28 protein-coding genes are annotated in these 26,690 nt (G+C 66.7%); 9 read left to right on the top strand and 19 right to left on the bottom strand.

Translation table 11 applies throughout. The annotated features are described in order from the left end of the window. Positions 1-63: 63 nt before the first annotated feature. Both ACFPU0_RS12660 and ACFPU0_RS12655 read right to left on the bottom strand, forming a co-directional pair. Positions 64-1,518: a TrkH family potassium uptake protein gene (locus ACFPU0_RS12660; RefSeq protein ID WP_377693370.1), complete on the bottom strand. Its 1,455-nt coding sequence runs from the start codon at positions 1,516-1,518 to the stop codon at positions 64-66. Between the two features lie 101 nt (positions 1,519-1,619). Next, positions 1,620-3,074: a TrkH family potassium uptake protein gene (locus ACFPU0_RS12655; protein WP_377693368.1), complete on the bottom strand. Its 1,455-nt coding sequence runs from the start codon at positions 3,072-3,074 to the stop codon at positions 1,620-1,622. Between the two features lie 218 nt (positions 3,075-3,292). On the opposite strand from ACFPU0_RS12655, the gene ACFPU0_RS12650 reads away from it, so the two are divergent. Next, positions 3,293-3,850: a nitroreductase family protein gene (locus ACFPU0_RS12650; protein ID WP_377693367.1), complete on the top strand. Its 558-nt coding sequence runs from the start codon at positions 3,293-3,295 to the stop codon at positions 3,848-3,850. Here the strand turns inward: ACFPU0_RS12650 and ACFPU0_RS12645 are convergent, their stop codons facing one another. The 6 genes from ACFPU0_RS12645 to ACFPU0_RS12620 form a co-directional block, all read right to left on the bottom strand. After that, complete coding sequence (locus ACFPU0_RS12645; RefSeq protein ID WP_377693366.1) at positions 3,851-5,176, bottom strand: sensor histidine kinase; 1,326 nt, start codon at positions 5,174-5,176, stop codon at positions 3,851-3,853. It lies immediately after the preceding gene. Positions 5,177-5,257: 81 nt separating this feature from the next. Then, positions 5,258-5,668: a Spy/CpxP family protein refolding chaperone gene (locus ACFPU0_RS12640; protein ID WP_377693365.1), complete on the bottom strand. Its 411-nt coding sequence runs from the start codon at positions 5,666-5,668 to the stop codon at positions 5,258-5,260. Between the two features lie 176 nt (positions 5,669-5,844). Then, positions 5,845-6,522, bottom strand: coding sequence for a response regulator transcription factor (locus ACFPU0_RS12635; RefSeq protein ID WP_377693364.1), 678 nt, complete (start codon positions 6,520-6,522; stop codon positions 5,845-5,847). An 8-nt stretch (positions 6,523-6,530) separates the two neighbouring features. After that, positions 6,531-6,698 (bottom strand): hypothetical protein, encoded by a 168-nt coding sequence (locus ACFPU0_RS12630; RefSeq protein WP_377693363.1) that lies wholly within the window; start codon positions 6,696-6,698, stop codon positions 6,531-6,533. Positions 6,699-6,737: 39 nt separating this feature from the next. Further along, positions 6,738-7,037 carry a YciI family protein gene (locus ACFPU0_RS12625; RefSeq protein ID WP_377693361.1) on the bottom strand — a complete coding sequence of 100 codons (300 nt, stop codon included), beginning with the start codon at positions 7,035-7,037 and terminating at the stop codon, positions 6,738-6,740. Between the two features lie 8 nt (positions 7,038-7,045). Next, complete coding sequence (locus ACFPU0_RS12620; RefSeq protein WP_377693359.1) at positions 7,046-7,636, bottom strand: septation protein A; 591 nt, start codon at positions 7,634-7,636, stop codon at positions 7,046-7,048. A 66-nt stretch (positions 7,637-7,702) separates the two neighbouring features. Between ACFPU0_RS12620 and ACFPU0_RS12615 the strand changes: the two genes are divergently transcribed. Both ACFPU0_RS12615 and ACFPU0_RS12610 read left to right on the top strand, forming a co-directional pair. After that, positions 7,703-8,569, top strand: a complete 867-nt coding sequence (locus tag ACFPU0_RS12615) for a PHP domain-containing protein (protein ID WP_377693357.1) — start codon at positions 7,703-7,705, stop codon at positions 8,567-8,569. A gap of 13 nt (positions 8,570-8,582) precedes the next feature. Continuing rightward, a complete protein-coding gene (locus ACFPU0_RS12610; RefSeq protein WP_377693356.1) occupies positions 8,583-9,212 on the top strand; it encodes an L-threonylcarbamoyladenylate synthase in 630 nt (209 codons plus the stop codon). 9 nt (positions 9,213-9,221) lie between these two features. Here ACFPU0_RS12610 and ACFPU0_RS12605 read toward each other — a convergent pair whose 3' ends face one another. Further along, positions 9,222-9,578 (bottom strand): PA2779 family protein, encoded by a 357-nt coding sequence (locus ACFPU0_RS12605; protein WP_377693354.1) that lies wholly within the window; start codon positions 9,576-9,578, stop codon positions 9,222-9,224. Between the two features lie 288 nt (positions 9,579-9,866). Here ACFPU0_RS12605 and ACFPU0_RS12600 point away from each other — a divergent pair, with 288 nt between their 5' ends. The 3 genes from ACFPU0_RS12600 (at position 9,867) to rluB (ending at position 12,758) form a co-directional block, all read left to right on the top strand. Continuing rightward, a complete protein-coding gene (locus ACFPU0_RS12600) occupies positions 9,867-10,565 on the top strand; it encodes a segregation and condensation protein A (protein ID WP_377693502.1) in 699 nt (232 codons plus the stop codon). Then, the gene (gene scpB / locus ACFPU0_RS12595; RefSeq protein WP_377693353.1) at positions 10,566-11,354 is read left to right on the top strand and encodes an SMC-Scp complex subunit ScpB; all 789 of its coding nucleotides are present in this window, start codon (positions 10,566-10,568) and stop codon (positions 11,352-11,354) included. 111 nt (positions 11,355-11,465) lie between these two features. Continuing rightward, positions 11,466-12,758, top strand: coding sequence for a 23S rRNA pseudouridine(2605) synthase RluB (gene rluB / locus ACFPU0_RS12590; RefSeq protein WP_377693351.1), 1,293 nt, complete (start codon positions 11,466-11,468; stop codon positions 12,756-12,758). 98 nt (positions 12,759-12,856) lie between these two features. Here the strand turns inward: rluB and ACFPU0_RS12585 are convergent, their stop codons facing one another. After that, a complete protein-coding gene (locus tag ACFPU0_RS12585; protein WP_377693350.1) occupies positions 12,857-13,099 on the bottom strand; it encodes a hypothetical protein in 243 nt (80 codons plus the stop codon). Between the two features lie 182 nt (positions 13,100-13,281). Here ACFPU0_RS12585 and ACFPU0_RS12580 point away from each other — a divergent pair, with 182 nt between their 5' ends. Beyond that, positions 13,282-13,929, top strand: a complete 648-nt coding sequence (locus tag ACFPU0_RS12580) for a FadR/GntR family transcriptional regulator (protein WP_377693501.1) — start codon at positions 13,282-13,284, stop codon at positions 13,927-13,929. A gap of 29 nt (positions 13,930-13,958) precedes the next feature. Then, a complete protein-coding gene (locus ACFPU0_RS12575; protein WP_377693348.1) occupies positions 13,959-15,239 on the top strand; it encodes a CynX/NimT family MFS transporter in 1,281 nt (426 codons plus the stop codon). A 180-nt stretch (positions 15,240-15,419) separates the two neighbouring features. Here ACFPU0_RS12575 and ACFPU0_RS12570 read toward each other — a convergent pair whose 3' ends face one another. Beyond that, positions 15,420-16,352 carry a LysR family transcriptional regulator gene (locus tag ACFPU0_RS12570; protein WP_377693347.1) on the bottom strand — a complete coding sequence of 311 codons (933 nt, stop codon included), beginning with the start codon at positions 16,350-16,352 and terminating at the stop codon, positions 15,420-15,422. Positions 16,353-16,472: 120 nt separating this feature from the next. Here ACFPU0_RS12570 and ACFPU0_RS12565 point away from each other — a divergent pair, with 120 nt between their 5' ends. Continuing rightward, the gene (locus tag ACFPU0_RS12565; protein WP_377693346.1) at positions 16,473-17,222 is read left to right on the top strand and encodes a 3-oxoacyl-ACP reductase family protein; all 750 of its coding nucleotides are present in this window, start codon (positions 16,473-16,475) and stop codon (positions 17,220-17,222) included. Between the two features lie 105 nt (positions 17,223-17,327). Here the strand turns inward: ACFPU0_RS12565 and ACFPU0_RS12560 are convergent, their stop codons facing one another. The 8 genes from ACFPU0_RS12560 to ACFPU0_RS12525 all read right to left on the bottom strand — a co-directional run bounded on the left by ACFPU0_RS12560 (position 17,328) and on the right by ACFPU0_RS12525 (position 26,449). Beyond that, positions 17,328-18,251, bottom strand: coding sequence for an aldo/keto reductase (locus ACFPU0_RS12560; RefSeq protein ID WP_377693344.1), 924 nt, complete (start codon positions 18,249-18,251; stop codon positions 17,328-17,330). Further along, a complete protein-coding gene (locus tag ACFPU0_RS12555) occupies positions 18,248-19,531 on the bottom strand; it encodes an NTP/NDP exchange transporter (RefSeq protein WP_377693343.1) in 1,284 nt (427 codons plus the stop codon). Before ACFPU0_RS12555 ends, ACFPU0_RS12560 begins: the two co-directional genes overlap by 4 nt. A 213-nt stretch (positions 19,532-19,744) precedes the next feature. Then, on the bottom strand, positions 19,745-21,067 hold the full coding sequence (locus tag ACFPU0_RS12550; protein ID WP_377693342.1) for a sigma-54-dependent transcriptional regulator: 1,323 nt from the start codon (positions 21,065-21,067) through the stop codon (positions 19,745-19,747). Then, positions 21,064-22,974, bottom strand: a complete 1,911-nt coding sequence (locus tag ACFPU0_RS12545) for a sensor histidine kinase (protein ID WP_377693500.1) — start codon at positions 22,972-22,974, stop codon at positions 21,064-21,066. The genes ACFPU0_RS12550 and ACFPU0_RS12545 overlap by 4 nt, the downstream gene beginning before the upstream one ends. 129 nt (positions 22,975-23,103) lie before the next feature. Then, positions 23,104-23,838 carry an amino acid ABC transporter ATP-binding protein gene (locus tag ACFPU0_RS12540; RefSeq protein ID WP_377693341.1) on the bottom strand — a complete coding sequence of 245 codons (735 nt, stop codon included), beginning with the start codon at positions 23,836-23,838 and terminating at the stop codon, positions 23,104-23,106. Then, the gene (locus tag ACFPU0_RS12535) at positions 23,835-24,503 is read right to left on the bottom strand and encodes an amino acid ABC transporter permease (protein WP_377693340.1); all 669 of its coding nucleotides are present in this window, start codon (positions 24,501-24,503) and stop codon (positions 23,835-23,837) included. The genes ACFPU0_RS12540 and ACFPU0_RS12535 overlap by 4 nt, the downstream gene beginning before the upstream one ends. After that, on the bottom strand, positions 24,500-25,246 hold the full coding sequence (locus tag ACFPU0_RS12530; protein ID WP_377693338.1) for an amino acid ABC transporter permease: 747 nt from the start codon (positions 25,244-25,246) through the stop codon (positions 24,500-24,502). Before ACFPU0_RS12530 ends, ACFPU0_RS12535 begins: the two co-directional genes overlap by 4 nt. Before the next feature lie 294 nt (positions 25,247-25,540). Then, the gene (locus ACFPU0_RS12525; RefSeq protein WP_377693337.1) at positions 25,541-26,449 is read right to left on the bottom strand and encodes a glutamate/aspartate ABC transporter substrate-binding protein; all 909 of its coding nucleotides are present in this window, start codon (positions 26,447-26,449) and stop codon (positions 25,541-25,543) included. Positions 26,450-26,690: the final 241 nt, after the last annotated feature.

The raw sequence follows: 26,690 nt of genomic DNA, 5'->3' as shown, positions 1-26,690 counted from the left end.
GAAAAGCGCTATCCACCCTTGTAGGGCTGACACAGCACGGCGGCTCATCCGATGCTTCCTGCCTCAATGCCGCCAGAAGTAGGGCGTCAGCAGTACCAGCACGGTGAGGATTTCCAGGCGGCCCAGCAGCATGCCGAGGGTCAGCAGCCACTTGGCGCTGTCCGGCAGGCTGGCGAAGTTGCCCGCCGGGCCGATGATCTCGCCAAGGCCCGGGCCGACACCGGAAACCGTGGCGGCCGCGCCGGTGAGGGCGGTGATCCAGTCCAGCCCCAGCAGCGACAGGCCCAGGGCGATGGCGCAGATGATGATGGTGAAGAAGAAGGAGAAGGTCAGGATCGAGCGGACGATGTCGTCGTCCAGGCGATGGCCGTTGTAGGCCTGCTTGATCACCGCCCGTGGGTGCACCAGCTGCTTGAGGTTGGCCTTGAGCAGGATGTAGGCCACCTGGAAACGGAAGATCTTGATGCCGCCGGCGGTGGAGCCGGAGCAGCCGCCGACGAAGCCCAGGTAGAAGAACAGCATCAGTGAGAAGTTGCCCCACAGGCTGTAGTCGCCCAGGGCGAAGCCGGTGGTGGTGAGCACCGAGGTGGTGTTCACCGCCACGTGGCGCAGGGCGTCCAGCCAGTGCAACTGGGTGGTCAGCCAGTACCAGGTGCCGAGCACCAGCCAGATGACCAGCAAGAGGCCGAGGAAGCCGCGCACCTGCTCGTCCTTGAACAGCGCCATGCGATGGCCCCGCAGGACCGACACATAGAGCATGAAGGGCAGGCTGCCGAGGATCATCACCACCACCGCCACCCAGTGCACCGCCGGCTGCTCCCACTTGGCCAGGGACAGGTCGGAGGTGGAGAAACCGCCGGTGGAAATGGCCGACATGGCATGGTTGACCGCGTCGAACATGCCCATGCCGGCAAGCCAGAAGGCCAGGGCGCCGAGCAGGGTGAAGCCGACGTAGATGGCGACTATGTACTTGGCCACCATATGCGAGCGCGGCAATACCTTCTCGGAGCGGTCGGATGATTCGGTCTGGAACAGTCGCATGCCGCCGATGCGCAGCAACGGCAGGATCGCCACCGCCATGCCGATGAAGCCGATGCCGCCCAGCCAGTGCAACAGCGAACGCCAGATCAGGATGCCTGGCGACATGTTGTCCAGCCCGCTCAGCACCGTGGCGCCGGTGGCGGTGATGCCGGACATGCTTTCGAAGTAGGCATCGGTGTAGCTGATGTGCTGGGTGAAGAGAAAGGGCAGGGCGGCGAAGGTGCCGACGACTATCCAGCTCGACACCGTCAGCAGGTACATGTCGCGGGGGCGCAGGTGCACCTGCTCCGGCCGCCCGGGAATCACCAGCGCCAGGCCGGCGACGAAGGTGATCAGGCTCGACCAGACGAAGGCGTTGATGTCGCCGGTACGCTCGTAGAACACCAGGGTCAGCACGGGAATGGCCATGCTGACCGCCAGGGTGATCAGGAAGATGCCGATGAGAAAGCCGATGATGCGAAGGGTCGGCAGGGCCATGGGGTCCGTTTCTGGCTGAGGGGCGAAAGGCGCAATTCTAACCGTGCCAATCGCCCTGTAAACCCGGAAGCCCGTCGCCGGCGATCCCGGCCGGCTGGCCGCTAGTGTCTCCAGAAGGCCGGGGTGAACAGCACCAGCACGGTGAGGATTTCCAGCCGGCCGAGCAGCATGCCGATGGTCAGCAGCCATTTGGCCGAATCCGGCAGGCTGGAGAAGTTGCCCACCGGGCCGATGATCGGACCCAGGCCCGGCCCCACGTTGCACACCGCCGTCGCGGCGCCGGTGAGGGCGGTGACCCAGTCGAGGCCGATCAGGCAGAGGCCGAAGGCGATCACGGCAATGGTAGTGGTGAAGAAAAAGGAGAAGGTGATCAGCGAGCGGACGATCTCGTCGTCCAGGTTGTGTCCGTTGTACTGCTGCTTGATCACCGCGCGGGGATGCACCAGTTGCTGCAGGTTGGCCTTGAGCAGCTGCCAGGCCACCTGGAAGCGGAAGATCTTCAGGCCGCCGGCGGTGGAGCCGGAGCAGCCGCCGATGAAGGTGAGGTAGAAGAACAGCATCACCGAGAAGCTGCCCCAGAGAGTGTAATCGCCGAGGGCGACGCCCGTGGTGGTGACCACCGAGGTCACGTTCACCGCAACGATGCGCACGGCGTCGAGCCAGGCGTTGTCCGAATTGGCCCAGAGCCAGGTACCGACGAGCAGCCAGGTGACCACCAGGAACCCGAGGAACCCGTGCACCTGATGGTCGCCCAGAAGGGCCGTGCGATTGCCGCGGAAGGTGGCGACCAGGAGAGTGAAGGGCAGACTGCCGAGAATCATCACCACCACCGCCACCCAGTGCACCGCCGGCTGCCGCCAGTTGGCCAGGGATGCGTCCGAGGTGGAGAAGCCGCCGGTGGAGATCAGCGACATGGCGTGATTGATCGACTCGAAGGGAGTCATGCCCGCCAACCAGAACGCCAGGGTGCCGAGCACCGTCAGCCCGGCGTACACCAGTACGATGAACTTGGCCACCATGTGTGAACGCGGCATGACTTTCTCGCCCCAGTCGGAGGACTCGGTCTGGAACAGGCGCATCCCGCCGACCCGCAGCAGCGGCAGGATGGCCACCGCCATGCCGATGAAGCCGATGCCGCCCAGCCAGTGCAGCATGGAACGCCAGATCAGCAGGCCGGGGGAAGCGTGGTCCAGGCCGGTGAGCACGGTGGAGCCGGTGGTGGTGATGCCGGACATGGTCTCGAAAAAGGAGTCGGTGTAGCTGATGTGCTGGATCAGCACCATGGGCAGGGCGGCGAAGCCGCAGACCACCATCCAGCTCGCGGTGGTCAGCATGTACATGTCTCGTGGCCGCAACTGGGTGTGGGCCGGGCGCCCGGGGCCGACCAGTGCCAGGCCGGCGATGAAGGTGATCAGGCTCGACCAGAGGAAGGCGAAGATGTCATCGGTGCGCTCGAAAGCCAGCAGGGTGAGCATGGGAATGACCATGCTCACGGCCAGCGTGATGAGGAAAATCCCGATGATGAAGCCGATGATGCGCAGGGTGGGCAGGGACATGGAGCCCTCTGGAACGGTGGTCGAGCGCGGCATTCTACTGGCCCGCCGAGCCTGGCGATATGCCTGCGGGGTGGCGCCTCACCAGTTCATCGCGCTGAATGGGACAGCTGTCGGGGCGCCGGACCTTGCAGCGGATCGCGTAGCCTGAACCCGGCTTTCTCGAGACTGAGTCGCGTTATCGGCTAGAATGCCGGCTCCCTGAATTCTGGAGGTGGCCGATGGAGGCTCTCGACGCTCTGCTCAACCGCGTATCCCTGGCCCGTCTGCAGGAGCCGGCGCCGAATGCCGCCCAGCGCGAACTGCTGTTCCGTGCCGCCCTGCGTGCGCCGGACCACGGATACCTGCGCCCCTGGCGTTTCCTCACCATCGAAGGCGAGGCCCGCGCGAAGCTCGGCGAGCTCTTCGTTTCCGCCGTGCTGGCCAAGGACCCGCAGGCCCCCGAGGCGGCCATCAGCAAGGCGCGCAACATGCCGCTGCGGGCACCGCTGATGGTGGTGGTGATCGCCACTCTGCAGCCAGGCCACAAGGTGCCGGAGGTCGAGCAGCTGCTGTCCGCCGGCTGCGCCGCCCATGGCATCCTGCTGGCCGCCCATGCCCAGGGCCTGGGGGCCATGTGGCGTACCGGCGAGATGGCTTACGACCGCACCGTGGCCGCCGGCCTGGGGCTCGGCGAGCAGGAGCGTGTCGTCGGCTTCCTCTACCTGGGCAGCGTCGAGGGGGAGCGCCGCGCCGCACCGGAGCTGGCTCCGGCGGACTTCGTCCAGGCCTGGGGCTGATCAGGCCTTTGCCGGCAGCGGCAGTTCCAGGGTGGCGATGAAGCCGCCCTCGGCATGATTGCCCAGGCTCAAGGTGCCACCGTGACGCTCCACGGCCCGACGGGCGATGGCCAGGCCCAGGCCGTGGCCGGCGCCGGACTGGTTGGGGGCGCGGAAGAAGGGCTCTCCCAGTTGCGCCAGGTGCTCGGCGGGAACGCCCGGGCCATGGTCGCGGACCGTGATCGCCAGGCCGCTCGCTTGTTCCTTCACCGTCACTTCCACCGCCTGGCCCTGTGGATTGAAGCGCAGGGCATTGCGCAGCAGGTTGTCCAGCGCCCGCTCCAGCATGTCGGGCCAGCCTTCGAGCTGGGGTTCGCCGCTGCAGTCGATGCGGACCTCCTGGTCCGGCGCCAGCAAGCGCGCATCTTCCCGCAGCTTCTCCAGTAGCGGCCGCAGCTCGATGAGGTGGCGCGCGCCGGGTTCGGCGTCCAGGCGGGCGAGGGCGAGGATTTCGCTGATCAGGGCCTCCAGCCGGTCGCATTCCTGACCCAGGCGTGGCCAGAGGGCTTCCCGCTGGTGGGGTTCGGCCCGTTCCGCCAGCGCCAGGGCGATGCGCAGGCGCGCCAGGGGCGAGCGCAGCTCGTGGGAAACATCACGCAGCAACTGGCGCTGGCTGCCGATCAGGCCCTGCAGGCGTTGGCCCATGCGGTTGAAGTCGCCGGCCAGCACGCCCAGTTCGTCGCGACGACGCGCCAGGCGGGCCAGGCTGTCCTGTTGGTAGGCGGTCTGGCCGAGGTCGTGCACCGCGCTGCGCAGGCGATTGAGGGGGCGGGTGATCGAAAGGGTCAGGGCCAGGCTGAACAGTGTCATCACCACCAGGGCGATGACCAGGGCGCTGATCGGCCAGAGCAGGCTGTCGCGGTGCCAGGCGTCCAGTTCGGGGTAGGGAATACGGTAGATCAGCAGGTAGGACTCACCGCTGGACGGGCTGGTGTATTCCTCGGTGAGGCGTCGCCAGGGCAGGCGTCGCGGGTTCTTCTGGCGCGCCTCGAAGGCGGCGGCGCGGCGCGGGAAGGTACCTTCCACCACCAGTTGGCCGGTGTCATTGAGTATCTGCACGTGGATTCGCGCGCGATGGCGGAAATGCTCCAGGTAGCGCTGGGTATCGTCCGCGCCCTGGTCTTCGTAGCGCTGCACCAGGTGTTCGGCCAGCCCCTGCAGGGACGGGTGGTGGCTGAGGATCCAGGCGTCCTGGTTAAGGGCGCGGCCGAGCAGGATGGAAAGGCCGGCCACCAGGGCCAGGGCGAGCCAGAGGGTGGCCAGGATTCGCCAGAAAAGTGAGCGCAAGTGGGGCTCCCGAACGACAAAGCCCATCAGACCGTTCGGTCTGATGGGCGGGGTTGTGGTTGGCGGACGAGCCGCACGGATTTACTCGGCCTTTTTGGCTTTCTCGGCCTTCCAGGCTTCGAACTCGGCGCGTTCCGCGCGGCGTTCTTCCATCTTCTTCTGGAGCTCGTCGAAGCTCTTCTGCTGTTCCGGCTTGAGCTGGGCGCGAATGGCTTCGCGGTTCTTGGTCTCGGCAGCCTTGAGTTCGTCCTGCATGGCTTTCTTCTCGGCGGCCGGCAGCTTGTCCAGGTAACGCTGGGTGATCTCGTGGCGGGACTTCATCTGCTCGCGCATCAGCTTGCCGATTTCATGGCGCTGTTCCTCGGTGAGGTTCAGCTCCCTGAACATATGGCCACCGAAACCGCGCTCATGGCGCGGGCCGCCTTCCGGCATGGCCATGGCCAGGGTCGGCAGGGTAGCGGCGAGCAGCAGGGCGGTAAGGGTCTTGCGCATGGTGTTTCTCCTGGTCTCGATTCCGGCCGGTTGCCGGATGTGCCCAGTCTAGGGAGGGCAAGGTCAAGGGCGGTCAGTCGGAGGTAAAGCCTGCGTAAATACCGGACCTGTTCACGATCCTGCGAGCCTGTTTTCAACGTCGCAGGGCCGACGCGCAGCTGATCGTGGGCAGGTTTTCAGGCGCTGTAGTAGTAGCCGCGACTCCGCAGGGCGAGGATGCGCGGGCGGCCGTCGGCATGGGGGCCGAGCTTCTTGCGCAGGTTGCTCACATGCATGTCCAGGCTGCGGTCATAGAGGGTCAGCTTGCGGCCCAGGGCCAGTTGCGCCAGTTGCTGCTTGTCCAGGGGCTCGCCGGGCTGGCGCAGCAGCGCTTCGAGCAGGCGGCCCTCGGACAGGGTCAGGCTGATCTCGTGATTGCCGATGCTGACGATGCCGCGCACGGGGCTGTAGCAGAGGTCGCCCAGCTCCAGCTGGCTGGAGGGTTGCGGTGGCTGGGTACGGCGCAGCACCGCACGCAGCCGCGCGGTGAGTTCGCGAGGATCGCAGGGTTTGGCGAGGTAGTCGTCGGCGCCCAGCTCCAGGCCGAGAATCCGGTCCAGCGGTTCGCCACGGGCGGAAAGCATGACGACCGGCAATTCCGGATGGTCGGTGCGCAGCTGCTTGAGCAGTTCCAGGCCGCTGCCATCGGGCAGCATCACGTCCAGCACGACCGCCGACGGCGTGTGCTCGGACAGGGCGGTTCGTGCCGACTGGCCATCATGGCAGGCGCGGACGCTGAAGCCTTCCTGGCTGAGCCAGCTGATCAGGAGCTCACAGAGTTCCTGGTCGTCGTCGATAAGCAGCAGTTCGCTCATGGTGCGGTTCAGTTGATCCATTGACGGCGCTGGCGGCGCCCGCCGCGGGCGACCAGGGCATCGTTCGCCGCGGCCGTAACCGCCGGGTCGCTTGCCGGTTGCTGGGGTGTTTCAGCCTGGGCCAGGCTGCAGAGCAGCGCGGCGGTAAATGGCATGGGCGATTGACCGGCGTGCATTGGCGCTCCTTTATCCTGGCCTGGCTGACGATCACCGGGTCAGGGGAATACCTGCCTGAACGGCTTGACCACCACTTCGGCGTAGACACCCGCGGCTTTATAGGGGTCGGCATCGGCCCAGGCCCTGGCCGCTTCAAGGGATTCGAACTCGGCGACGATCAGGCTGCCGGAGAAACCGGCACTGCCCGGGTCGTTGCTGTCCACTGCCGGGTGCGGGCCGGCCAGCACCATGCGGCCTTCGGCCTTGAGCTGCTCCAGGCGGGCGAGGTGCGCGGGGCGGGCGGCGAGGCGGTTTTCCAGGGAACCGGCCACGTCGGTGGCGATGATGGCGTAGAGCATGGGAGTCCTTACTGTTGGGGCTTTTCGGTTTCGCCGTCGTGGATGTGACGGGCCAGATAGACGCCCTGGCCGACCAGGAAGAGCACGGTCATGCCGAGGCTGCCGAAGACTTTGAAGTCCACCCAGAACTCGTGGAAGGTGAAGGCCACGAAGAGGTTGGCGAAGCCGCAGACCAGGAAGAAAGCGATCCAGGCGAGGTTCAGGCGCACCCAGATGGGCTGTGGCAGGTTCAGCGCATGGCCCATTACGCGCTGGATCAGGGGCTTGTCGCCGATGAAGTGGCTGCCGGCGAACGCCAGGGCGAACAGCCAGTTGACCACGGGCGCCTTCCACTTGAGGAAGGTCTCGCTGTGGAAGGCCAGGGTCATTCCACCGAACACCAGGCAGGCCACCAGGGTCAGCCACTGGCCTTTTTCCAGGCGGCGCTGGTGCAGGAAAATCGCCCCGTAGACGATCACCGAGCTGATGATCAGAACCGCGGTGGCGCTGAAAATACCGCCTAGCATATAGGTATGCCCGGCCAGCTCGACGGCGCGTGGTTCCAGTTTGTAGACGATGAAGAAGAGGATGAGCGGGATGAAGTCGATGAATTGTTTCACGGCGGCAGCCAGAAGCGGGATGTGGCGGCATAATAACAAACCATTCCCCTAGCGAAAGCGAACCCCATGCAGATCGACCTGCATTGCCACAGTACGGCCTCCGACGGCGCCCTTGCCCCCGCGGTCCTGGTTGCCCGCGCCTTCGAGCGCGGCGTCCGCCTGCTGGCGCTGACCGACCACGACACCCTGGAGGGCCTCGACGAGGCCCGCGAGGCGGCCGAGGCGCTGGATATGCAACTGATCAACGGTATCGAGCTGTCCTGCACCTGGGGGGGCGCCACCATCCATGTACTGGGTTATGCCTTCGCCACCGACGCCCCGGCCTTGCAGGAGGCCATCGCCGACCTGCATCGCGGCCGCTGGGCGCGGGCCGAGGAAATAGCCCGGCGCCTGGCCGCCAAGGGCATGCCCGGCGCCCTGGAAGGCGCAAGGGCGGTGCAGCAGGAACTGGGCGACAGCGGCAATGCGCCCGCGCGTCCGCACTTTGCCGAGTTCCTCGTCCGCGCTGGCCATGTCGGCGACCGCGCCGAGGCGTTTCGCAAGTGGCTCGGGGCCGGCAAGCTGGGAGACGTCAAGCAACATTGGCCGACCCTCGCCGACGCGGTGGGCACCCTGCGTGCCGCCGGGGCCTGGATCAGCCTGGCGCACCCCTGGCAGTACAACTTCACGGGCGCCAAGCGGCGCAAGCTGGTGGCGGATTTCCTCCAGGCCGGTGGCCATGCGCTTGAAGTGGTGAACGGCCTGCAGCCGTCCGACCAGGTGGGAAGCCTGGCCGTGCTGGCGCGAGAGTTCGGCATGCTGGTCAGTGCCGGTAGTGATTTCCATGCACCCTGCGAATGGTCGGAGCTGGGCATGTACCGACCCTTGCCGGATGACCTGCCGCCGATATGGGGGCGCTTCCGCCATGCACACAGCCCTATTGCTGCCCTCTGAACAGGGAGATGTCGTGAGTCAGTTCTTCCAGGTACACCCGGAAAACCCGCAACCGCGCCTGATTCGGCAGGCCGTGGAAATCATCAAGGCAGGTGGGGTGATCGTCTATCCCACCGACTCCTCCTACGCCCTGGGCTGCCTGATCGGCGACAAGGGCGCCGTGGAGCGCATCCGCCGCCTGCGCCGGCTGGACGAGAAGCACAACTTCACCCTGGTCTGCCGCGACCTCTCGGAGATCGGGGTATTCGCCAAGGTGGACACCACTGCCTTCCGCCTGATCAAGGCGCATACGCCGGGCCCCTACACCTTCATCCTCAACGCCACCCGCGAAGTGCCGCGCATGCTGATGCACCCGAAGCGGCGCACCATCGGCCTGCGGGTGCCGGACCACCCCATAGCCCTGGCACTGCTGGAGCATCTGGGCGCGCCCCTGATGAGTACCAGCCTGATCCTCCCTGGCGAGGACCTGCCGATGAGCGATCCGTACGAGATGCGGCACATCCTCGAACACCAGGTGGACCTGATCATCGACGGCGGCCACGGTGGCATGGCGGCTTCCACGGTGATCAACCTGGCCGAAGGCGAGCCCGAAGTGTTGCGCGTGGGCTGCGGCGATCCGCAGCCCTTCCTCGAAGAGGAGTGAAGCCGGCGCCTACAGCAATATCGCCAGCACGATTATCAGTATCAGGATGAGGAGGAACTCCGTGGTACTGATATTGCCGCCGGCGGGCACCGCATCCATTTTCTGCACCAGTTGTGCCGCTTCCTCGTTGGTCAGGGCCTGGACCCTGGACCGCGCGGTGGCGGCATCCACACCCATGGCGCGCATCTGCTCCTCTACCTCGGATTTGCTGAGAAATGCCTCGATCCTGGCGCGATCATTCGATTGCTGCTGGGCCGAGACCGCCTCATCGGTACCTATCAAGCCTGCCTGCGCCGTGGATAGCGGGACCAGGGCGAGGCAGAGGAACATGAGGACGGCACTTAACATCAGGGTGAAGTGTTTCATCGGAACCTCCATGAGCGTTCTGTTCCAGACCTGACCAGCAGAGCTGCTTCGTGCTTTTTAAGTCTGGCACATGGTGCTAATTTTCCCGCTTTCCCGCCGACCGGTCCCGACTGGCAGGCTTTTTTCCCCAAGGCAGCGGACCCGCTGCGAGAGGAACCGATGCAGGACACACCGCCCCTTGAGGCCCAGGACAGCCAGGCCGGCGCCCAGCAGGAGCTGCCCTTCGCCCTCGTCTATGGCCAGGCGGTCACCGAGCTGCCGCAGGACCTCTATATCCCGCCGGACGCCCTGGAAGTCTTCCTCGAAGCCTTCGAAGGCCCCCTCGACCTGTTGCTGTACCTGATCCGCAAGCAGAACATCGACATCCTCGACATCCCGGTGGCCGCCATCACCCACCAGTACATGGCCTATGTCGAGCTGATGAAGTCGGTGCGCCTGGAACTGGCCGCCGAGTACCTGGTGATGGCTGCCATGCTGGCCGAGATCAAGTCGCGCATGCTGCTGCCGCGCTCCAGCGAGGTGGAGGAAGAGGAAGAAGACCCGCGCGCCGAGCTGATCCGCCGCCTCCAGGAGTACGAGCGCTTCAAGCAGGCCGCCGAAGGCATCGACCAGCTGCCGCGGGTCGGGCGCGACACCATAGTGCCGCGGGTGGACGCTCCCGAGGCCCGGGCGCGCAAGCTGCTGCCGGACGTCGCCCTGGAAGAACTGCTGCTGTCGATGGCCGAGGTGCTGCGGCGTGCCGACATGTTCGAGAGCCACCAGGTCACCCGCGAGGCGCTGTCCACCCGCGAACGCATGAGCGAGGTGCTGGAGAAGCTCAAGGGCGGCGCGTTCGTGCCCTTCGTCTGTCTGTTCACGGTGGAGGAGGGGCGTCTCGGCGTGGTCGTCACCTTCATGGCGGTGCTGGAGCTGATCAAGGAACAGTTGGTGGAACTGGTGCAGAATGAGCCCTTCGCTCCCATTCACGTGCGCGCTCGGGCCGAGTAGATGAACCTCAACGACCCCAACGAACTCGCCTCGCTGCTGGAGGCCTTTCTCCTCGCCTCCGGCAAGCCCCTGTCCCTGGAGCGCCTGGCCGAGCTCTTCGAGGAAGCCGAGCGCCCGGAACTGGCGGTGATCCGCTCGGCGTTGGCGATCCTGGCGCGCAGCTGCGAAGGCCGTGCCTTCGAGTTGCGCGAAGTGGCGTCCGGATACCGCCTGCAGATCCGCGAACGTTTTTCTCCCTGGGTCGGCCGGCTCTGGGAAGAGCGCCCGCAGCGTTACTCCCGTGCGATGCTGGAAACCCTGGCCCTGGTGGCCTACCGCCAGCCCATCACCCGCGGCGAGATCGAGGACATCCGCGGCGTCGCGGTGAACAGCCAGATCGTCAAGACCCTGCTGGAGCGCGAGTGGATCCGTGTGGTCGGCTACCGCGATGTGCCCGGCAAGCCGGCGATGTTCGCCACCACCCGCGCCTTCCTCGACCATTTCAACCTGAAGAGCCTGGAAGAGCTGCCGCCGCTCGCCGCCTTGCGCGAGCTGGAGCCCGAGCCGGTGCTGGCCCTGGAAGACGGCGAGGCCCCGGTGCCCGAGGGGCTGCAGGCCCGCGCCGATGCCGAGCAGCCGGCCGAGCCGCGGGAGGAAACCAGCTTCCGCAGCCTGCTGGCCGAACTGGACAGCATGGAGGAGGGCCTGAAGACCGACTTCGACGACCTGCTCCTCGCCCCGGCGGACGAGGCGGAAGCCGTGGCCACCGAAGCGGGAGACGAGACGCTGCCCGACGAAAGCCTCAGTTGAGGATCGCCGCCCGGCGGCGAGGCTGGCGCGGCGCCCGGGTTCAACTAGCCTGAGGCCCACCGGCCGCGTATGATGCGCGGCCTTTTTACTGCTACACCGGGAGGTGCCCAGATGAGTGACACAGAATACAGCCCCGCAGGGGAAAAGCTGCAGAAGGTCCTGGCCCGCATGGGGCTGGCCTCGCGCCGCGATATCGAGGCCTGGATCGGCGAAGGCCGGGTGAAGGTCAACGGTGAAGTCGCCAGCCTCGGCCAGCGCGTCGACCGCCATGACGCCATCAGCGTCGACGGCCGCCTGCTCAAGCGCGAGGAAGAAGCCGAAAGCGTTCGCCGCGTGCTGATCTACAACAAGCCCGAAGGCGAAGTCTGCACCCGTGACGATCCGGAAGGCCGTGCCACCGTGTTCGAGCGCCTGCCGCGGCTGAAGGCCGGTCGCTGGATCAATGTCGGCCGCCTGGACATCAACACCACCGGCCTGCTGCTGTTCACCACCGACGGCGAACTGGCCAACCGCCTGATGCACCCCTCCTTCGAGATGGACCGCGAGTACGCCGTGCGCGTGCGTGGCGAGGTCACCGAGGAGATGCTGGAGAACCTCAAGCGGGGTGTGATGCTGGAAGACGGTCCGGCGAAGTTCACCGACATCCAGGAAGCCCCCGGCGGCGAAGGCCTCAACCATTGGTACCACTGCGTGGTGATGGAAGGCCGCAACCGCGAAGTGCGCCGCCTGTGGGAATCCCAGGGCCTGGTGGTCAGCCGTCTGAAGCGTGTGCGCTTCGGCCCGGTGTTCATCACCTCCGACCTGACCATGGGCCGCTGGCGCGAAATGTCCCAGAGCGAAGTGGACATCCTCAGCGCCGAGGTGGGCCTCAAGCCCGTTGCCCTGCCGAACATGAAGGAGAAGTTCCGCGACCGCCTTGACCGCCTGCAGCGCAAGTCGGCCAAGCCTGTCGCCGCCCGTGCGCCACGCCGTGACGGCGATGAGCGTCCGGCCCGTGGGCCGCGTCGTGAAGGGGACGAGCGGCCGGCACGTGGCCCGCGTCGCGAGGGCGACGAGCGTCCGGCTCGTGGCCAGCGTCGCGAGGGTGACGAGCGTCCGGCGCGTGGTCCGCGTCGCGAGGGCGACGAGCGTCCGGCGCGTGGCCAGCGTCGCGAGGGTTACGAGCGTCCGGCTCGTGGCCAGCGCCGTGAGGGCGACGAGCGTCCCGCCCGCGCCCCGCGTGGCACGCCGGTCGCCGAGCGGCCGCGCGACAGCAACAAGAAGCGTCCGGCCAAGCCCCAGGGCGAGCGTCCGGCCGTCGAACTGGCCGACCGCCCGAACCGCAAGCCGCAGCGTCCGCAGCACAAGCGCAGCGGCCCGCCGGGTGGCGAAGGTCAGCGTCCGGGTTTCGGCCGCAAGCGCTGATCGGTCGGCAAAGAAGAAGGGGCTCATTGAGCCCCTTTTTCATTTTTCGGCATTCCTCGCGGCAAGCGTCAGCCTCGCTGGCCAGCAGCCGTTGCGACTCAGCCTTTGCTCGGCATTTCCTTCGGCAGGTCTTTCCCCGCTTCCGGCACCTTGGGATGCAAGATGGCGCTGCGCAACTTTTCGTAGTCCTCGTAGGGCAGGCCACTGCGGCTGAGCATTTCCAGGGCGAACTGCTTCACCTCGGCGTCGGTGTAGGGGCGCTGCTCGGGTTCGGGTTGGCTGGCGCAGCCGGTCAGGACCAGCGCCATTGCGGCCAGCGCAAGGGTATGGGCGTGCTTCATGGGAGTCCCCGAGCAGTACGTTGGTAAGTGCGTGCAGGCTACCAACGGCAGGGGAGGGGGAAAAATCATCCCGGCCGATAATGACTATTTCGTTACTCGCAAGGATGGTGCTTGCGGCGAAATGAGTCGGTGACTAGTCTTTGCCTTCTTCAAATTCATCCGATGATTGGATGTTTGCCATGATCGCAACCTCGCTCAAGCGCTCCCTGGTGGATATCGCCCTGGAGCAGATCCGCCAGCGCATCGATGCCGGCACCTGGCCGCTGGGCCAGCGCCTGCCCCCGGAACCCGAACTGGCCGAGATCATCGGCATCAGCCGCAACACCGTGCGCGAGGCGGTACGGGTGCTGACCTTCTCCGGGGTGCTGGAAGTGCGCCAGGGCGACGGCACCTATGTGCGTGCCTGCGCCGACCCCCTGGCCACCATGCAGGCCCTGGCGCGCAGCTCGGTGGAACAGGCCCTGGAAGCGCGGGGGATGATCGAGATCGAGGCCTCCCGGCTGGCCGCCCTGCGCCGTACCGAGGACGACCTGGCGGCCCTGCGCGTGGCGCTGGCCGCCTCCAGCGCGCGCTCCGGCTTCGATGACCTGCAGGATTACATCGTGCATGACCTGGCCTTCCACCAGCGGGTGGTGGACAGCGCCCACAACCCGGTGCTCAGCGAGCTGTACCGCTATTTCTCCCAGGTGATCCGCGTGGGGCTGGAACGCACCATCTCCGATCCTGAGCGGCCGCAGCCGAGTTTCGACCTGCACCGCGAACTGCTGGACGCCATCGAACGCCAGGACGCGGATGCCGCCGCTGCGGCCAACCGCGCGTTGCTGATCTGACTTCGCCCCCTCTTTGCGGAACTGCCTTGATGACCTCTTCACCTTCCCTGGATGATGCCTGCGAGACTCCAGCCTGCCCGCCGGAAGAATTGCTGATCGACGCCGAGGCCGACGACGAGCCCCGTCCCCGTGCCCTGCCCGGCAGCGCCTGGCTGTTGCTGGCCGGCCTGGTGATGGTGGCGCTGAACTTGCGCCCGGCACTCTCCAGCCTGGCGCCGATGCTCAACCTGGTGCGCGACGCCACCGGCCTCTCGGCTTCCGGCGCCGGTCTGCTGACCACCTTGCCGGTGTTCTGCCTCGGCCTGTTCGCGCCACTGGCGCCGATCCTGGCGCGACGCCTGGGCAGCGAGCGCACGGTGCTGCTGATCCTCTTCAGCCTGGCCGGCGGCATCCTGCTGCGCAGCCTGTTCCCGCTGGCCGGGCTGTTCCTCGGCAGCCTGGTGGCGGGGGCGAGCATCGGCATCATCGGCGTGCTCCTGCCGGGCATCGTCAAGCGCGATTTCCCCCATATCGCCGGGCTGATGACCGGGGTCTACACCATGGCCCTGTGTCTCGGCGCCGCCCTGGCCGCCGGCGCCACGGTGCCCCTGGCCGGGCTGATGGACGACGCCTGGCAACCGGCCCTGGCCTTCTGGGCGCTACCGGCGATCCTCGCCGCGCTGATCTGGCTGCCCCAGGCGCGCCAGGGACAGCACGCCCACCGCCAGGCCTACAAGGTTACCGGCCTCTGGCGTGACCCGCTGGCCTGGCAGGTGACCCTCTACATGGGCCTGCAATCCTCCCTGGCCTACATAGTGTTCGGCTGGCTGCCGTCGATCCTGATCGACCGCGGCCTTTCCGCGGTGGAAGCGGGCCTGGTGCTGTCCGGCTCGGTGATGACCCAGTTGATCAGCGCCCTGGGCGCACCCTGGCTGGCCAGCCGTGGCCGCGACCAGCGTCCCGCCGTGCTGCTGGTGATGGGCCTGACCCTGGCCGGGCTGCTGGGCATGCTCTACGCGCCGCTGTCCGGTATCTGGGGCTGGGCCGTGGTGCTGGGCCTGGGGCAGGGCGGCACCTTCAGCATCGCCCTGGCGCTGATCGTGCTGCGCTCGCGGGATGCCCATGTCGCCGCCAACCTCTCCGGCATGGCCCAGGGCGTGGGCTATACCCTGGCCGCCATGGGCCCGCTGATGGTGGGCGTGGTGCACGACCTGACCCACGGCTGGAGCGCGGTGGGGATCATCTTCGTGGTGGTGAGCCTGGCCGCCACCGCCTTCGGCCTGGGCGCCGGGCGCAATCTGTATGTGGATGCGAAAAGCGAGCATCTTTGACGGCGCGCCCCGTGTCATTCGATGGGGTTCGCCCTGTGTAGGGTGGACCACGCTTCACCGGTCCACCTTTCGGGGTTTGGCCGGGCCCCGTTGGTGGATGTAAAAAGCGACATCCACCCTACGCACTGTTCGTAGGATGTGGTAGAGCGGAGCGAAACCCATCAGGGACATCGCCCGAAATCATGGCTGCCAGTTGGCACTGAACTTCTCCGCCAGCCTTTGCTGGCGGAAGCGTTCGACGATGAAGTCGATGAACACGCGGGTCTTGGCCGGCAGCAGCTTCTGGGCGCTGAAGTAGAGGGACAGGCTGCCGGTGTCCACGTACCAGTCCGGCAGCACCCGCACCAGGCTGCCGCCCTGCAGGTGGGGCAGGGCATGCGCCGTGCTCACCAGCGTCACTCCCAGCCCCTGCATGGCCGCATGGCAGGCCGCTTCCGGGTCGCTCATGGCCATGCGCATCTTCAGTTCGAAGCTGGCCTGGCGGTCGTCGCGGGTGCGCAGCGGCCAGGTGCGAACACGGCCGGTCTGCGGCGAGCGGATGAGGATGCCGTCGTGCCGGGCCAGGTCTTCCGGCGTCCTGATCGCTGGGTGCCGCGCCAGGTAGTCCTTCGACGCCAGCAGCACCCGGTGGGCCGGCGCCAACTGGCGAGCGATGACGCCGGGCGGCAGTTCGAAACCGCCGCCGATGGCTGCGTCGAAGCCTTCGCCGATCAGGTCCACGGGGCGGTTGTCGAAATGCCAGTCGGGAATGATGGCGGGGTAGCGGGCGAGGAAGTCGCCCAGGTGCGGCAGGATGTAGTCGCGGCCGAAGGCCACGCCCATGCTCACCTTGAGGGTGCCCGCCGGCTGGCCCTGGCTGCTGGCGAGGTTGGCCACCGCGCTCTGGATGCTCGCCAGGCCGCCGCTCACTTCGGCCAGGAAGCGCTCGCCGGCTTCCGTCAGGGTCAGGCGGCGGGTGCTGCGCAGGAACAGCCGCACGCCGAGGCTGGATTCCAGCCTGGCCACGTTCTTGCCTACCGCTGCTGGCGTCAAACCCAGTCGCCGCGCGGCTTCGGCGAAGCTGCCGGCCTCGGCGGCACGGACGAAGCTCTCGATGCTGCTGAGGGTTTCCATGGAATCTCCATAAACCATTGGTATCGACTGAATATAGCGATTGCCGGCTTATCGGTTGTGAGTCTCCACTCGATACTGGGGCCGTCTTCCACTCCTCCCCCAAGTTCCAGGAGATCCCGCATGAGCACTCTGAAATCCCTCGACGGCAAGGTCGCATTCATCCAGGGCGGTTCCCGTGGCATCGGCGCCGCCATCGCCCAGCGCCTGGCCAAGGAGGGCGCTGCCGTCGCCCTGACCTATGTCGCCTCTGCCAGTGCCGCCCTCGAGGTGGTCGCAGCGATCGAAGCCGCCGGCGGCCGCGCCATCGCCATCCAGGCCGACAGCCGCGACGAAAAGGCCATCCGCGCCGCCATTCGCCACGCGGTGGAGACTTACGGCCGCCTCGACATCCTGGTGAACAACGCCGGCGTGCTGGCCGTGGCGCCCATCGAGGAATTCAGCATCGAAGACCTCGACCGCACCCTGGCGGTGAACGTGCGCAGCGTGGTGATCGCCAGCCAGGAAGCCGCCCGCGTGATGGGCGAGGGCGGCCGCATCATCACCATCGGTAGCACCAACGCCGAGCGCATGCCCTTCGCCGGCGGTTCGGTCTATGCCCTGAGCAAGGCGGCGGTGGCCGGCTTCACCAAGGGCCTGGCCCGTGACCTGGGGCCGCGCGGCATAACCGTCAACAACGTGCAGCCGGGCCCGGTGGACACCGACATGAACCCCGACAGCGGTGAGTTCGCCGAGGGCCTGAAGCAACTCATGGCCCTGCCGCGCTACGGCCGGGCCGAGGAGATCGCCAGCTTCGTCGCCTACCTCGCCGGTCCTGAGGCGGGCTATATCACCGGTGCGAACCTGATGATCGATGGTGGTTTCGCGGCCTGACGGTGTGTGTAGGGTGGATCACGCTTTATCGATCCACCATCGGTGCCGAGCCTGGCCTCGCTGGTGGATGTGAAAAGCGACATCCACCCTACAGGAAGCGGAACCTCATACCGCCTGGATCAGACGCTCGCGGAAGGCCTGGTCCGCTTCCTTGCCCCGGCCGGCCTGGAGGTTGTCCAGCATGTGGCGGGGGTTGCCGGTGCCGGGGATCACGCAGGTCACCGCCGGGTGGCTGAGGCAGAACTTCAGCAGCAGTTGCGGCCAGCTCGTGCAGTCGTAGTCGGCGGCCCATTTCGGCACGGGTTGCTGCAGGAGGTTGCGCAGCAGGTTGCCGCCGCCGAAGGGGCGGTTGATCAGCACGGCCACCCCGCGCTCCCTGGCCAGGGGCAGGATGCGCTGCTCCGCTTCGCGGTCGCTGACGGCGTAGTTGATCTGCAGGAAGTCCAGCTGTTCGGCGCGCAGTACCTTTTCCAGCTGGTCGTAGGCGCTGGAGGTGTAGTGGGTGACGCCCAGGTAGCGGATGCGGCCTTCCTCCTTCCATTGCCGCAGGGTGACCAGGTGCTCCTGCCAGTCCACCAGGTTGTGCACCTGCATCAGCTCGATGCGCTGGCGCTGCAGCAGGCGCAGGGACTGCTGCATCTGCTCCACGCCCTGCTGGCGGCCCTGGGTCCAGACCTTGGTGGCGACGAAGGCGCGCTCGTGGGCCTTGAGTTCGTTCAGCAGGCCGCCCACCGCTTCTTCCGCCTGGCCGTACATGGGCGAGCTGTCGACCACCGAACCGCCGGCGGCGAACAGCGCTTCCAGCACCTGGCGGCAATCGGCCCAGGCCTCGGCGTCGCCGCGGGCGATGTCGAAGCCGCGGTAGGTGCCGACGCCGATCACCGGCAACTGTTCGCCGCTGGCGGGAATGGCGCGGCGGCGCAGGGGCTGCTGGCCCGTCTCGGCGGCGAGGCCCAAGGGGCTCATGGCGAGTAGCGCCGCGCCAGCGCTGAAGCGGAGGAATTCGGCGCGGGTGATGCCGGTTCTCATGGTCGGACCTCCTGCGGGGTGGCTGTCTGTTCATGGTGGCGGCCGAGGCGCCAGCCCACTGCGCTCCAGGCCAGAGCCACGCCGGCGCCCACCAGGGCCACCAGCGCGGCGCCGAGGCCGATGGCGTCGAGCAGGGCCTTGAGCCAGGCGCTGACGGCGTCGCCTCCGCGATAGACCACGGTGTCGATGAAGTTCTTCGCCCGGTATTTCTGCTGGGCGCCGAGCGGTACGAAGAGCATTTCCCGCCCCGGCCGGACGAAGGCGTATTCGCCTACCCGGCGCAGGACCATCAGCGCAGCGAGCACGGCGAACTGCGGCAGCAGGGCGAGGGCGAGGAAGCCCAGGGCCACCAGCAGCGGCACCACGCCGAGCAGGGCGCCGACGCCGAAACGCTGGGCCACGCGGCCGGCAATGAACAGCTGACAGACCAGCGAGAGCGCCTGGACGATGAAGTCGATCAGGGCAAACACGCGCACCTGCTGCTGGCTGTCGGGGAACAGCGCCGCCACTAGCCGCGCCTGCTCGAAGTAGAGGAAGGTGCTGGTGCAGGACAGCAGCAGGACGAAGGCACAGATGCCCAGCAGATAGGGCGAGCCGAATACCAGCCCGATGCCGGCGAAGGGATTGCCGGGCACCGGCCGTTCCGGCGGTTCGGTTTCCGCGCCGGGCCGGCCGGCGCCGCCAATGGCCCGCCAGGCCATCAGGTAGCGGCGCAGCGGCAGGGTGGGCAGCAGGAGCAGGGCGGCCAGCACCAGCAGCCCGGCCGTACCCAGGGGCCCCACCAGCAGGCCACCGGCCAGCGGCCCCAGCAGCCCGCCCAGGCTGGCCCCGGCGGCGATGGAGGGGAACAGGCGCTTGGACTGGCGACGGTCGAACACATCGGCCAGCAGGCTCCAGGCCAGGGACACCACGAACAGGTTGTACACCGACAGCCAGACGTAGAAGGCCCGCGCCGCCCACAGCGGGTCGGGCGTGCGCCACAGCAGCCAGGCGAAGCCCAGCAGGTTGGCGGCGAAGAACAGGTAGACCCAGTCGAGGAACACCCGCCGTGGCACCCGCGCGTTCAGCCAGCCATAGGCCGGCACCGCCAGCAGCATGGCGACGAAAGTGGCGCTGAACAGCCATTGCAGGTTCTCCACGCCGCCGGCGATGCCCATGGTCTCGCGCACCGGGCGCAGCATGAAGTAGCCGCCGAACAGGCACAGCAGCAGGGCGAAGGCGGCCAGGGCCGGGGCCAGTTCACCGGCCCTGGCGTGGATGGCGCGGTGCAGCAGGGACATGGCGGTGGTTCGTGTGGGGTGGTCTGGAGGTTTTAGACCATGGTGGCGGGGCGGGGTGGGATTCTTTGTGGGGGCAGGTGTTGCAGGGGGCGATTTCTGTGGGGGCGATTTCAATCGCTAAGCAGGCCGAAGGCCTGCCATTCGGGGGCTGTTGGGGCAGCTGCGCTGCCCTTGGCGAATGAATTCGCCCCTACAGGATCGTTTCCGCCCCTTTCACAACCCGTACTTCTTCACCTTGTCGAACAGGGTGGTCTTGGCCATGCCGAGGGCGATGCTGGCCTGGCTGAGATTGCCGCCGTGGCGTTCGAGGGCGGCGCCGAGCAGGGATTTCTCGAAGGCTTCCACCGCCTCGGCGAAGCGCGGTTCGTTGCCATCTGGCGCCTGGCCGCTCTTCTTGAACACCGGCAGGCCGAGGGCGAAGCGTTCGGCGACGTTGCGCAGCTCGCGCACGTTGCCCGGCCAGTCGTGGGCCATGAGCGCCGAGACGGTGGCGTTGTCCAACTCGGGCGCGGCGCGGTCGAAGCGCAGTGACGACAGCTGCAGGAAGTGCTCGAACAGCAGCAGGATGTCTTCGCGGCGGTCGCGCAGGGGTGGCAGCTCCAGGGTGACCACATTGAGGCGGTAGTAGAGGTCGCTGCGAAAGCGCCCGGCACGGCCGGCTTCGTCCAGGTCGAACTTGGTGGCGGCGATGACGCGGCAGTCCACCGGGATCGGCTGGTTGGAGCCCAGGCGTTCCAGGGTCTGCTCCTGCAGCACGCGGAGGAACTTGATCTGCAGGTTGATCGGCATGCTCTCGATCTCGTCGAGGAACAGCGTGCCCTGGTGGGCGTGCTCGATCTTGCCGATGCGGCGCTTGCCGGCACCGGTGAAGGCGTGGGCCTCGTGGCCGAAGATTTCGCTGTCGAACAGGTTCTCCGGCAGGCCGCCGCAGTTGAGGGCGACGAACTCTTTTGCCTGGCGCCGGCTGTAGTCGTGCAGGCAGCGGGCGACCAGTTCCTTGCCGGTGCCGGTCTCGCCTTCGATCAGCACATTGGCCGAGGTGTCGGCGACGTTGGCGATCAGTTCGCGCAGGGCCTGGATGGCCGGCGAGCGGCCGATGATGCGCTGCTCCAGGGACTGCCGGCCGGCCAACTGGCGGCGCAGGCTCGACACCTCGCGGGCCAGGGCGCGCTGCTCCAGGGCACGGCGGGCGACGTCCACCAGGCGTTCGGGGGAGAAGGGCTTCTCCATGAAGTCGTAGGCGCCGTTGCGCATGGCGCCCACCGCCATGGAAATGTCGCCGTGGCCGGTGATCAGTACCACCGGCAGGCTGCGGTCGCGGGCCTTGAGACGTTCCAGCAGGGTCAGGCCGTCCATGCCGGGCAGGCGGATATCGCTGATGACGATGCCGGCGAAGTCTTCGCCCACCTGGCGCAGGGCTTCCTCGGCGCTGCCGACACCGATGCTGGGGATGTCTTCCAGGGCCAGGGCCTGCTGGCAACCCATCAGGACGTGAGGGTCGTCTTCGACGATGAGGACGTTGAGGGGCTCGGTCATTGGACGGGGCTCGCGGAGTCTTGGGGGCTTTCCAGCAGCGGTAGGCAGAGTTCGAAGGCGGTGCCGCCGGCTTCCGGATGATGGGCCGCCAGGCTGCCGCCGGCGGCGGTGGCCAGGCTGGCGGAGAGGGTCAGACCCAGGCCCAGGCCGTGTTCGCCGGGCTTGGTGGTGAAGAAGGGCTCGAACAGGTGCACGCGGTTGGCCGGGTCGATGCCGGGGCCGTTGTCGCGCACTTGCAGACGGTAGTTGTCGCCGTCGGCGGCGCCGGCCAGCCAGAGCTGGCAGTCGGCCTGGCCGCTCATGGCGTCCAGGGCGTTGGCGATGAGGTTGACCAGGATCTGCTCCAGGCGGGTCTGGTCGATGGCCAGCAGCACATCGGCGAAGTCCCGGTGCAGGGTCAGGGAGGTCCGCTCCAGGCGCGTGTGCAGGAGGAACAGGGCCGCGTCCACTGCCTTGCCCAGGCGCGCCTGGCCGTGGTCGTCGGAGCGCCGGGCGAAGGCGCGCAGGCTGGCGGTGATGCGGCCCATGCGGTCCACCAGTTCGTTGATCGCTGCGAGGTTGGTGCTGGCGGTGTCCAGGGCGCCCCGCGCGAGGAAGCGCACGGTGTTGCCGGAGAGGGTGCGCAGCGCCGCCAGGGGCTGGTTGAGTTCGTGGGCGATGCTCGTGGACATCTGCCCGATCACTGCCAGTTTGCCGGCCTGGACCAGGCTGTCCTGGGCCTTGCGCAGGTTCTCTTCGGTCTGCTTGCGTTCACGGATTTCCGCCAGCAGGCGGCTGTTGCTGGCGCGCAGGTCCTGGGTGCGTTCGGCGATCCTGCGTTCCAGCTCGTTGTTGGCCGCCAGCAGCGCCTCGCGGGCGGCCAGGCGGGTGGCGATGACCTTGCGCCGCTCGTTCCAGGCGATCAGCAGGAAGGCCAGCAGGGCGAAGCCAACGGCGGCCAGCATGCCCTGGATCACCGCTTCGTGGCGCAGATCGGCGAGCGGCGAGAGCAGGGTGAAGTGCCAGGGCGTGTCGTTGAGGGTGCGGGTCTGCGCCAGGTAGGCGACTTCGCCTTCCGCCTCGCCGCGGGGGCCGCTGGCGGCGAAGCTGATGGCTTCCAGGCCTTCGCCCAGCACCTCGCGGGAGCGCGGCTCCCATTCGTTCAGCGCCCACCAGTAGTACTGCAGGCTGCGCGCCAGGCGTTCCTTGTCCTCGGCCGACAGCGGACGCACGGCCTTCATGCGCAGGGCCGGGTCGCTGGAGAGGATGATGATGCCGTTCTCGTCGCTGACGAAGGCTTGCAGGCGGGCCTTCTCCCAGCGCTCCTGCAGGGCTTCCAGCTTCACCTTGACCACCGCCACGCCGATGATCCGGCCCTGGTAGCGCAGGCCATGGGACAGGTAGTAGCCGGCTTCGCCCGAGGTGCTGCCGATGCCATAGAAGCGGCCTGGTCGGCCCTGCACGGCTTCCTGGAAATAGGCGCGGAAGGACAGGTCCTCGCCCAGGTAGCTGTCGGCATCGCGCCAGTTGCTGGTGGCCAGCACGCGGCCGCTGGTATCCAGCAGGTAGATGGCGCGGGCGCCGCTGCGGCGGTTCAGGCCTTCGAGGTAGTCGTTGACCAGGTTGCGTCGGTAGGGCGTGGGGTGCAGCAACAGGTGGCTGACGCCGTTCTCCAGCTCCAGCAGGCTGGGCAGGTAGGTGTAGCGGTTGATCTCGCTTTCCACGGCGCGGGCGTGGAGTTCCAGCTGGCGCTCGCCGTTGTCCCGCAGCGCTCGGATGCCCGACTCCTCGCTGAGGTGATAGCCGACATAGCCGAATCCCAGCATGCACAGGACGAGCAGCAGGAACAGCGAAAGATGGCGGAGCAGGCGCGGTTTCACGGTCAATGCGGGCGGTACGGCGCGGAGGCTGGCGGTAGGGCATTGCATCATAGACATCCGGGCCGTTCCAGTCGCCGCCCGGCGCAGGGCGCCGAGCGGCGGGAGGGGGAGAGAGTACGGGCGGCCTTGCCCTCTCCCCCGGCCCCTCTCCCACGAGTGGGAGAGGGGAGGGTTGCATCAGTGTTGCAGGATCTTGGCGAGGAACTGCTGGGCGCGCTCGGAGCGGGCGTTGACGTCGCCGAAGAACTCGTTCTTGGCGCAGTCTTCGACTATCTGTCCGCGGTCCATGAAGATCACCCGGTCGGCCACCTTGCGGGCAAAGCCCATCTCGTGGGTCACGCACATCATGGTCATGCCTTCCTGGGCCAGCTCGACCATCACGTCCAGCACTTCGTTGACCATTTCCGGGTCCAGCGCCGAGGTGGGTTCGTCGAACAGCATCACCACCGGGTCCATGGCCAGGGCGCGGGCGATGGCGACGCGCTGCTGCTGGCCGCCGGAGAGCTGGCCGGGGTGCTTGTGGGCATGGGCCTTGAGGCCGACGCGGTCGAGCAGCTTGAGGCCCTTGTCCATGGATTCGTCCTTGCCGCGGCCGAGCACCTTGGTCTGGGCGATGGTCAGGTTCTCGGTGATGGACAGGTGCGGGAACAGCTCGAAGTGCTGGAACACCATGCCGACGCGGGAGCGCAGCTTGGGCAGGTTGGTGGCCTTGTCGGCGATGGAGGTGCCGTCGACCACGATGTCGCCCTTCTGGAAGGGCTCCAGGGCGTTCACGCACTTGATCAGGGTGGACTTGCCGGAGCCGGACGGGCCGCAGACCACCACCACTTCACCCTTCTTCACCTCGGTGCTGCAGTTGGTCAGCACCTGGAAGTCCCCGTACCACTTGTTGACGTTCTTGATGGAAATCATACGGCTAACCTTTTCTGCAGGAGTTTGACCGACTGGGAGGCGATGAAGCTGACGCTGAAGTAGACCAGGCCGGCGAAGATGAGGAACTCGTGGGGCTGGCCGATGATGTCGCCACGGGAGCGGGCGGCGTTGAGGAAGTCCATCAGGCCGACGGTGTAGACCAGCGAGGTGTCCTGGAAAAGGATGATGCTCTGCTGCAGCAGCAGCGGGGTCATCTTGCGGAAGGCCTGGGGCAGGATGATCAGGCGCATGCTCTGGCCGTAGGTCATGCCCAGGGCGGAGGCGGCGCCCATCTGGCCTTTCGGGATGGCCTGGATGCCGGCGCGGACGATTTCGCAGAAGTACGCCGCCTCGAACATCATGAAGGCCACCAGGCAGGAGGTGAAGGCCCCCACCGGGGTGTCCTCGCCGGTGATCGCCCGCAGGAGGAAGGGCACCGCGAAGTAGAACCAGGTGATCACCAGCAGCAGCGGGATGGAGCGGAAGTAGTTGACGTAGAGCCCGGCAATCTTCGACAGCATCGGGTTGTGCGACAGGCGCATCAGGGCCAGCAGGGTGCCCAGGGCCACGCCGCCGAAAACGCCCAGCAGCATCAGCTTGAGGGTCATCAGCAAGCCGTCGCCGAGGCCCGGCAGGGCGGGGATGATCGCGGAAAAGTCCATCATTTACCCCCTACGGAGATCAGGCCGGGCACTGCCACCTTTTTCTCCACCAGGCGCATGAACAGCATCAGGCTCATGTTCAGGGTGAAGTAGATCAGGGTGGCCAGGGTGAAGGCTTCGAACAGGTTGGCGGAGAACTCGGCGGTCTGCTTGGTCTGTGCCAGCAGCTCCATCAGGCCGATCAGCGAGGCCACCGAGGAGTTCTTGAAGATGTTGAGGAACTCGGAGGTCAGCGGCGGGATGATGATGCGGAAGGCCTGGGGCAGCAGCACGTAGCGGTAGATCTGTGGCAGGCGGAAGCCCATGGCGCGGGCAGCGCCGAGCTGGCCCTTGGGCAGCGCCTGGATGCCGGTGCGCACCTGCTCGCAGACGCGGGCGGCGGTGAACAGGCCGAGGCAGACCACCACGCTGAGGTAGGCCGAGGTGGCGGGGTTGAGGTCCTGCTTGAACCAGATTTCCAGCGGTTCGGGCAACAGGTCCGGCACCAGGAAGTACCAGAGGAACAGCTGCACCAGCAGCGGTACGTTGCGGAAGGCTTCCACGTAGACGGTGGCGATGCCGGAGACCCAGCGGTTCGGTACGGTGCGCATCACGCCGAGCAAGGATCCCAGCAACAAGGCGATGATCCAGCCCGCCAGGGCGATGGCGATGGTCCAGCCCAGGCCGGTGACGAACCAGTCCAGGTAGATTTCGCTGCCGATCCCGGTGGACTTGAAGAACACGCCCCAGTCCCAGTTGTAATTCATCAGGGTTGTCCCCTATCAGGTCGATCTGTCTGCGGTTGAAGGCAGTGGAAGGGGGGATGGCTTTCTGGTGTGCGGCGAGATTTCAGGCCGACTCCGGACAGCCCCCTCTCCCTTCAGGGAGAGGGTTGGGGAGAGGGTGTTTGCCGGTAAGTGCCAGCCAGCGCCCAGCTCCCCTCACCCCCGGCCCCCGCCCTGCGCCCCTGCCCAAACGCTTCGCGCTTGGGCGTTCATCGGCACTGGAAGCAGTGCTTCCAAAAGCGTGCCTCTTCACCCCGGAGGGAGAGGGGAGCTAGGTCAGATTTCTTCAGCCGACTTGTCGGTGGGATTGGCCACCAGCTTCTTCAGCTCGTCGCTCATGGGGAAGTTCAGGTTCAGGCCCTTGGGCGGGATGGGCTGGGTGAACCACTTGTCGTAGATGCCGTTGATCTCGCCGGAGGTGAAGGTGGCGGCGATGGCCTTGTCGACCACTTTCTTGAAGGCTTCGTCGTCCTTGCGAACCATGCAACCGTAGATTTCGAAGGACTGCGGGGTGCCGGTCACGACCCAGTCATCCGGCTTCTTGGCCTTGGCCATTTCGCCGTAGAGCAGGGCGTCGTCCATCATGAAGGCCACCGCGCGGCCGGATTCGAGCATCAGGAAGGACTCGCCGTGGTCCTTGGCCGAGATGATGTTCATGCCCATCTGCTTCTCGGCGTTCATGCCTTTCAGCAGGCGCTCGGAGGTGGTGCCGGCGGTGGTCACCACGTTCTTGCCCTTGAGGTTGTCGAACTCGTTGATGCCAGCGGATTTCTTCGACAGCAGGCGGGTGCCGACTTCGAAGATGCCCACGGAGAAGCCGACCTGCTTCTGGCGCTCCAGGTTGTTGGTGGTGGAGCCGCACTCGATGTCCACGGTGCCGTTCTGCACCAGCGGGATGCGGGTCTGGGAGGTCACCAGGTTGTAGCGGACCTTGAGTTCCGGCATGCCCAGCTCCTGCTTGATGGCCTCGACCACTTTCAGCTGGATGTCATGGGAGTAGCCGATGGGCTTGCCCGGCTCGGTGCCGAGGTAGGAGAAGGGGATGGAAGCGTCACGGTGACCGAGGGTGATGGTGCCGGTCTCCTTGATCTTCTTCAGGGTACCGGTCAGCTCGGCGGCGAAGGCCGGAGCACTGATCAGGGTTGCTGCGATAGCGGTGGCCAGAACCTTGGGGAGCATACGCATGAACGACAGTCCTCGATGTTGTTTGTTCTTATCGGCGCGACAAGGAAGTTCGCGTCCGTCGGGGATCTGTATTGGCAGGATGCGTGCCAGCTGTATGGTGGCTTGAATTTGTAGATAAGTGATTGATAGTTAACGATTTTATTTAGATAGGGTGCTAACTGGAATTTAACCCTGTCCGGGCTTCCGAATATTCGCTCCGAACATCGTTCGGATTTCCGAACGACGCGGGCGAATTGACCAT

It is taken from the genome of Pseudomonas sp. GCM10022186 (assembly GCF_042656385.1).
Taxonomy (GTDB): domain Bacteria; phylum Pseudomonadota; class Gammaproteobacteria; order Pseudomonadales; family Pseudomonadaceae; genus Metapseudomonas.
The sequence above is the reverse complement of the archived record's forward strand: the minus strand, read 5'-3'. Positions and strand labels throughout refer to the sequence as shown.